The organism is Pontimicrobium sp. MEBiC06410 (genome assembly GCF_053601615.1).
Genome location: NZ_JBSHNT010000131.1, coordinates 66600 through 73866, shown reverse-complemented (window position 1 = coordinate 73866; position 7267 = coordinate 66600). Strand labels below are relative to the sequence as shown.

The 7267-nt window shown below is 33.0% G+C and carries 3 protein-coding genes and 1 pseudogene; all 4 read right to left on the bottom strand.

Going from position 1 to position 7267, the window contains the following annotated elements; all coding sequences use genetic code 11:
• Window positions 1-966: pseudogene (locus ACVC08_RS02475) on the bottom strand (T9SS type B sorting domain-containing protein); the annotation flags it as partial.
• Between the two features lie 18 nt (window positions 967-984).
• Complete coding sequence (locus ACVC08_RS02470; RefSeq protein WP_452596914.1) at window positions 985-1305, bottom strand: hypothetical protein; 321 nt, start codon at window positions 1303-1305, stop codon at window positions 985-987.
• 135 nt (window positions 1306-1440) lie between these two features.
• Window positions 1441-3795, bottom strand: coding sequence for a T9SS type B sorting domain-containing protein (locus tag ACVC08_RS02465; RefSeq protein ID WP_452600874.1), 2355 nt, complete (start codon window positions 3793-3795; stop codon window positions 1441-1443).
• A 54-nt stretch (window positions 3796-3849) separates the two neighbouring features.
• On the bottom strand, window positions 3850-7167 hold the full coding sequence (locus ACVC08_RS02460; protein WP_452600872.1) for a T9SS type B sorting domain-containing protein: 3318 nt from the start codon (window positions 7165-7167) through the stop codon (window positions 3850-3852).
• Window positions 7168-7267 lie beyond the last annotated feature (100 nt).

The window sequence follows — 7267 nt, the reverse complement described above, 5'->3', positions numbered from 1 at the left end:
TTCTGCGGTATAGGCTACTTGATTGGTGTACGGACTTGTTAAGGCATTGGCATCATTATCGGCATCGGCTTGATTGGCATGAAATGTAATGGTGACGTCTCCTGCTGTTTGACTGCCTAATACCGTAGCTTCTATGGCTGATAAATCAAAAGCCCACAGACCATCATTGTTGTCATCACAGATTAATTGATCTGGAACTGCATTGGCTGTTGGGACTTCATGAAAATCTAAAATAAATTCAACAGTAGAAATTAAAGCATTATTTGCATCAAAAGCTTGAGCAGTATATGTTGCATCTGGTGCTACAACATTATTTAAAATTGGTCCTGTTTCAGTAAGAGCTGTGCCATCTTGATCCCATGTATATGTAACAGCAGCAGTGGTAGTAGCATCTAAACTAACAGTTTCGTTATCACAAAAATTTAATGTATTTACTATTGAACAATCTGTAGAACCAGCTCCATTATTATTGGAATTAGTTTGCTCTAACTGGATAAACCCAGGGTTATTACTAAAATTAGTAATTAGTAGAATGTATATTTCTCCAGTCATTGCATTGTTTATGGTGAAGTTTTCAATGAAAGCTCCAGAATAACTACATGCTACAGTATTTGCGGCGGTTAATTGGCCACATACATTTGTATTATTAAAAGGACCGTATGTTATGAAGTCAACATCTATACCTGTACCATTAAAATCTGCTTGAGTGTTTTGAATGATATTAAATGTTAAAGTACCAGGGTCATCTATTTGAATAAAATACCAAGCTGGATTTGGTTGACTACCTAAGCAACCATAATTAGGACCAGGTTCTGCATTCCCTGCTCCAGATGTATTAGGGAAAACTAATGATGTATCTCCTGCACAAAAAGGGCTAGCATCTGCACATGTAGTACCTTGCGAAAAAGAGACATTTAAACTTAGTATGAATATGATGAATAAGAAATTATTTCGTAGTAATTTCATTTTTTAATGTTTAGAGGTTTATTTAAATCTGTAGCTTAATTCTGGTTGATGTTTTGATCTTAATTTAAGATAAGCTTCAAATTGTTCTTTAGATAATACTTTATGTATATCAAGTGTTTGTAACTTCAATTTAGTGTTGAAATCACTTGCTTTGATATTTTTATTGTATAATTCTTTTTGGTATTTACTAAAAATAGATTTTATTTTTTTCGATTGTCCATTATCTAATTTTAATTCAGTAGTGTATAATTTTGTGATTTTTTTTAAATCGGTTGTTTTGTCTTGTGCAAAAGCATTTAGTGAAACAACTAAAAAAGCTATAATAGTAATTTTTCTCATTAGAAATAGTTTTGTGATGTCATTCTATATTACATAAGAGTAATGTCTTAAATTATATATAATAAAAGAAAGGAGCAGAATAGACATATTTATATATTATATAACAACTATATAGAGTGAAACCCTACCTTGTTGTTATCTTTTTAAAGTGAAGTGATTCATAAAAACACGACCATCATCAAGAGTTACAGAAAACCAATAGTCACTATTGGGAAGAGGTTGGCCATTTAATGTTCCATCCCAACCTCGACTAGAAGCTTTTATTTGAGTAATTAGTTTACCATATCTATCAAATATGTAAATTTTAGAATTTGATTGAAATTCAGAAGACACTCCCTTTACTTGCCAATAGTCATTTACTTGGTCTCCGTTAGGAGTGAAATATATTGGGAAGTCAATAATTGAGAATGACTTTTGTACAACTCCGCAAGAGTTTTTATCATTAACATAGACAACATGAATACCTGGTTCTAAATTTTCGAAAATATTAGAGTCTTGGTATACACCATTTTCATTGTCTAATGTGTATTCATAATCTCCTAATCCAGATACATATATTGTAGCGCTGTTTCCTGTAGTACTTATATGATCTATAGTTGCAATGCTAGACGAATCTACATTAACGATTCTATCGGCATAACAACCTTCAGGGTTATTAGAGGTGATAGTATTTGTTTCGGTAATTCTAACAGTATAAGTGCCGGGTTCATCGACTATAATCTGAGGTGTTGTTTCATTAGATTCCAGCCATAGGAAGGCATAATTGTTAATTGGTAAAGGTAAATCTCCAACATCTATTGTAATATTAGAATTGTTAGTGTTTATATCTTCGCAAAAGAAAACATTTTCAACAGGTTCTATATCTGGAGGTGTGTTTAATATAATTTCAAAATTACTAATACTAAAACAATCGCTACCTCCAACATTTTCTAATCTAACATATATTGTTTGATTGGTTTGCGGTGTTGGATAAAAACTAGGGGAGACAATACCATTTTGTCTATTTGTAGCATCTAATTCATTTTCATAGAACGATAAAATGAAATTAGTGTCATTTAAAATATTATTAGGGATAACACTTGTTAGATCTGTAGTTGCATTATCATCAGATTGGCAGGTTGTTAAGTCATCTAAATCCATTACTGGTGGTTGACCAGAAATAGTTAGGGTTCTTAACACAAGTTGATTTTCTCCTTCTGCAACTATACTTATGGTAATATTATATGTCCCTGGTGCAGAAAAAACATGAGTTGGCGATATATTGTTTGATGTATTATTAGCTCCAGATGCCGGGTCTCCAAAATTCCATGTTATACTATCTATTGTTGTTGATGTGTCTATAGAGAATTCTGTAGAATCACCAAAACACGTATTATTAAATACGTTAGTAGCAAAAAAGTAAGATTGTATAAAGGGGGGTAAACCTAAGCGAGATGTTTCACCTCCTAAAAAGATAGTTTCAGATTCGTAATTTGCAGTTGTACCTATTTCATTTGGATCATTAATAACACATATAGAAGATTGTCCAAATTTTGCTATATACAATTTTCCATCTAAAGCTTGTTGAATAGCTCCTAATTGCCCATCTTCTTCAGCAATTATAATATCTGAATTAAGTATTTGAGCCTGTGTTGGTAAGGTTATGTTATATTGGTGGATTTTTGAAGTTTCCTGAACGTTATTATAATCAATAATTTCAGAAATATAGAGGAGTCTACTATCTGGGGAGAACTCGCAACCATAAGGGCCAACAGTGTTAGTCGCATAATTAGAAATAGTAATAGGGCTGGTAAGTTCTCCAGTTGTAGCATTAAAATCGAAAAGCTGCACTTCATTTCCATGAGACTTTGCACAAGCTACTTTTTCTCGATTAGGTGATGCTTTTAAATAACCTATTGAGCTATTGGTGTTTCCTCCATGTACTGAGCCTACAGAACTAATAACAGGTGTAGTGTTAAGCCCCGTATCACTTACTAAATAGGCTAAAAACTCATTATTTCCCCAACCATGTCCAATTACCCATATACTTTCGCCATCTGCGCTTTCTACTGCTGTTATTTTTTCAGTCGTAGGTGTTGCCAACGAAACATTTTTTGTGTTTGTAACACCACCTAAGCCGCCATCTAAAGTAATATCTATAATAGAGTATTGTAACCCAAATTCTCCTGCTCTTGCATCTACTGTAAAAATAAAGTAAATGGAGTTACTGCCTGGTTGTGGTATTATTATCGCAGATTGTGTGCTAGAGTCATCTCCATTTAATCCTGTTCCATTAAGCATAATTTGATGGTTTCGATTCCAAACAGTTATACCATCAGAATAAAACAATAGTTGGCCTTGCTTATTAGATATTGTTGAACACCCTTCTGTTGTAAATATTTGACTATTAAGTGCAGCGCTAGGAAAACCACTGTTAAAGTTTAATCCAGCATTTTCTCCAAAAAACCAAAAAGCAGTTTCATTTTGAGCTAAAAGTGTATGCGAGAACACAATGCTCAAAATGAAAAAAAGAGTTCTTATGGATTTGTAATTTAACATGTAATCTTAACGCTTTAAAGTGAAATGATTTTGATAAACGCGACCATCTTCTAAAGTTACAGAAAACCAATAATCACTTTGTGGTAAAGGTTTTCCTTTGTATGTTCCATCCCAACCTCTGCTTGATGCTTTAACTTGAGTAATTAATTTACCATAGCGGTCATAGATATAAATTTTAGAATTTTGTTGAAAATTGGGCGATATACCATATACTTGCCAAGTGTCATTTATGCTATCTCCATTTGGTGTAAAATATAAAGGAAATCCAATAACGGATATCATTTCTTCTGTAATCCCGCAATTGTTTTTTATATCTTTAATTAGTACTGAATATATGCCTGGAGAGACTTGTGTAAATACATTACTATCTTGATAAGGGGTAGTGTTACCATCCTCGTCTACTAATGCATATTGGTATTCTCCTTCTCCAGAGGCTATTACTGTAATTTGATTATTACCTAAACTACCATCTATAACTTGTATAGAATCTACTGTTGCAATATTTGAAGGGGATACTGTTACTGTTCTAGATTTAGAACATCCAGTTAAATTATCTGTAACTGTAACGGTGTATGTTCCAATTTCATTTACTAAAATTGATTCTGTGTTAGGGCCATTGGACCAATTGTAAGAATAATTATTAATGTTAGGAGATGGTATTCCAGAACTAATTGTTTGTTGAACAGGAAAGTCATTTAAGCAATATAAAATAGTTTCATCGTTTGCTACAGGAGGTAATGGATTTATAGTTAGTAATACTTCGTTAATACCATAACAGGCATTGTCATTTTCAACTCTAACATAAATGGTCTGGGAATAGGGTATAGTATTTTCATAGACCATATCTAATGGGGTCTGCTCTAGAAGAGCATCATTAAATGTTTCGTAATAGTTTATTGTTAAACCTGCTGGTAATCCATTTAAAATTTCTGCTGAGAAATCATTAAGGTTAAAAAAATGTTTACCATCTTCAGAGCCTAATTCATCGCAGACTTCTGGAGCAACATAATCGTTTATAGCTGTTGTACTTACTTCTAGCACAAGTTCACTATAATTAACACAGCCTGTTAGGTCATTAGTGACTTTAACATGGACTGTTTGAGGGTTCTGTGCGTTATTGTATGCAGTACTGTTTAATGGATTAGTATTTGTTTGTGCATCTGCTAATGATAAATAGAATGTTGTTGAACGATCTGGTGTACTACCTGTTAATACATCATTTGCTTCTGTTAAATTAAAAGTAGTAAACCCATCGACACTTCCATCTTCATCACATTGGTATAAGTCACTATTAAAAGCTTCGGGAATTGGATTTATTGTTAATGTTACTGGTCCTGTTGCAAAGCAGTTAGCATTACCATTATTTTCTATTCTAACAAAAATAGTTTCGTTAAAAGGGGTGATGTTAGTATATGTATTGGGTAATGGTGCATTACCATTGTTGGCATTATTTTGAGAACCGTGGTAAGATACAGTGTATTCATTAGCATCTTGAGTGCCCAAAACATCTAAGTTGAAATTAAGTAAATTAATCTCAGTTTGGCCATCCATAGCATTTGTATCCTCATCGCAAGCTTCTAAATTAGTAACATTAGCTACTGTAGGCGTATTAAAAACTTCTATTTGAAATGTAGTAATATCAAAGCAACGTCTGTAGCCAGAATTTTCAACTCTTACGTAAATTGTTTGCGGGTTGGATGTGTTTTCATAAAGTCCATTAATACTATTAATGCCTATTTCAGCATCAGACATTGTAGCATAATATTTAACATCGAAAGTATCGGGATCTTGACCATTAAGGACAGTACTATCTTGTGTACTAAAATCGAATTCAGATAAACCATCATTATCGTCATCACAAACATTTATATCGTTAGGCTGCGTTGCGGTTGGAATAACAAAGTAAGACACTTCTGCTAGACCTTCTAAATCTCCACAAAACCCATTATTTAATTGTATATCTACGGTATATACTCCTGGCCCATCAATTTCTAAATCGAAATCTGTTTCAGGTAAAAGGTTTCCATCCATATACCAAGTATAGGTAGCATTGGCTAAGTCTTCTGCCATTAAAGTATAAGTACTGCCTTCGCATAATGAAAGTTCTATAGTGTTTATACCATTTTGTATAATGTCTATTTGTTGAGAGAAAAAAGATTGAATAAAAGGAGGTAATCCTTGTCTGGATGGATTTGATAGCGCAATGCCTTGATGTATATAATTACAACCAATTCCAAGTGTATTGGGACTGTCTATAATGGCTAAAGAAGAAATTCCTTGATCGTAAGTGGCGCTTAATGCTCTATATATTTTTCCATTTGGCCCTAATTGTAAGCCGCCTCTATACAATTGCCTTTCGTCTATTACTATTTGGCTGTTAGAAATATTATTAGAGGTTAAGTCGTATTGTATTAGAGATGAACTGTGATTGGCTGGAATATTGTTTTGACTTGGGTCTGATTGGTTAAAATAATCATTAGAAGATGTAACATATAATAATTGACTATTTGGTGAGAATTCTACACCATAAGGGCGATTATTATTATCTGTAGAAATGGTTAAGGTCTCCATATTACTTACAGTACCTGTCGCATCATTAAAGTCTGCAATAAATAATCCAGAACCAGAATTTGCGCAGGCTAATTTTGTGCCGTTTGGAGAGAATTTTAAGTTTCCTCTAGAATCGCTAATCCCTAACCCGTTTATTGTTGAGACTACTGCTGTAGTATTTACACCAGCACTACTAACTTCAAAAGCATGAAACGAATTCATAAAACTAGAAGAAGACCCTGTTGTATTTGATAAAGTAATAACCCAAATATTTCCAGTTGTACAGTCTTTTAAGACTGCTGATATTTTTTCGGAACACTTATTTAGTAAATTAACGTTTTTTGTAGTTGTAATATCACCTAAACCTCCATCTAACGTCATATCTACCTCAGAATAATTTAGGCCTGTTTGATTTTGATTGGATCCAACAGTGAATACATAATAGATAGTAGAGTCCCCAGGTTTGGGAACTACTAATGCCGATTGTGAACTAGAGGGGTCTCCTAGTAATCCAAAACCATTTGGCATGACTTGATGATTGGCATTATAAAGAGTAGAGCCATCGGTGTATAATTGTAAATTACCATCTGTATCAGAAATAGTTGTACACCCTTCAACAGTAGATAAAGCTCCGTCGTTTAAAACTGTAACGACTCCTGTATCGATATTAAAATTAATACCAGCATTATCTCCAAAATACCAATTAGATGCTTCTTTCTGAGCAAAGACAGAAAAAGTACTTAAAAACAGAAGTGTAAATAATAGTTTTTTCATTTTTCAATAGCAATAGCTATCAAATATATTACATATTTTATACTTTTATGTTAAAAAGTGTAAAATATGATGAAAGTGTTGAATTATTCGACAATCTGTT

Excerpts from the sequence above, each read along its gene's own strand:
- ACVC08_RS02470 (WP_452596914.1), bottom strand. The coding sequence starts at position 1,305 with ATGAGAAAAATTACTATTATAGCTTTTTTAGTTGTTTCACTAAATGCT.
- ACVC08_RS02460 (WP_452600872.1), bottom strand. The coding sequence starts at position 7,167 with ATGAAAAAACTATTATTTACACTTCTGTTTTTAAGTACTTTTTCTGTC.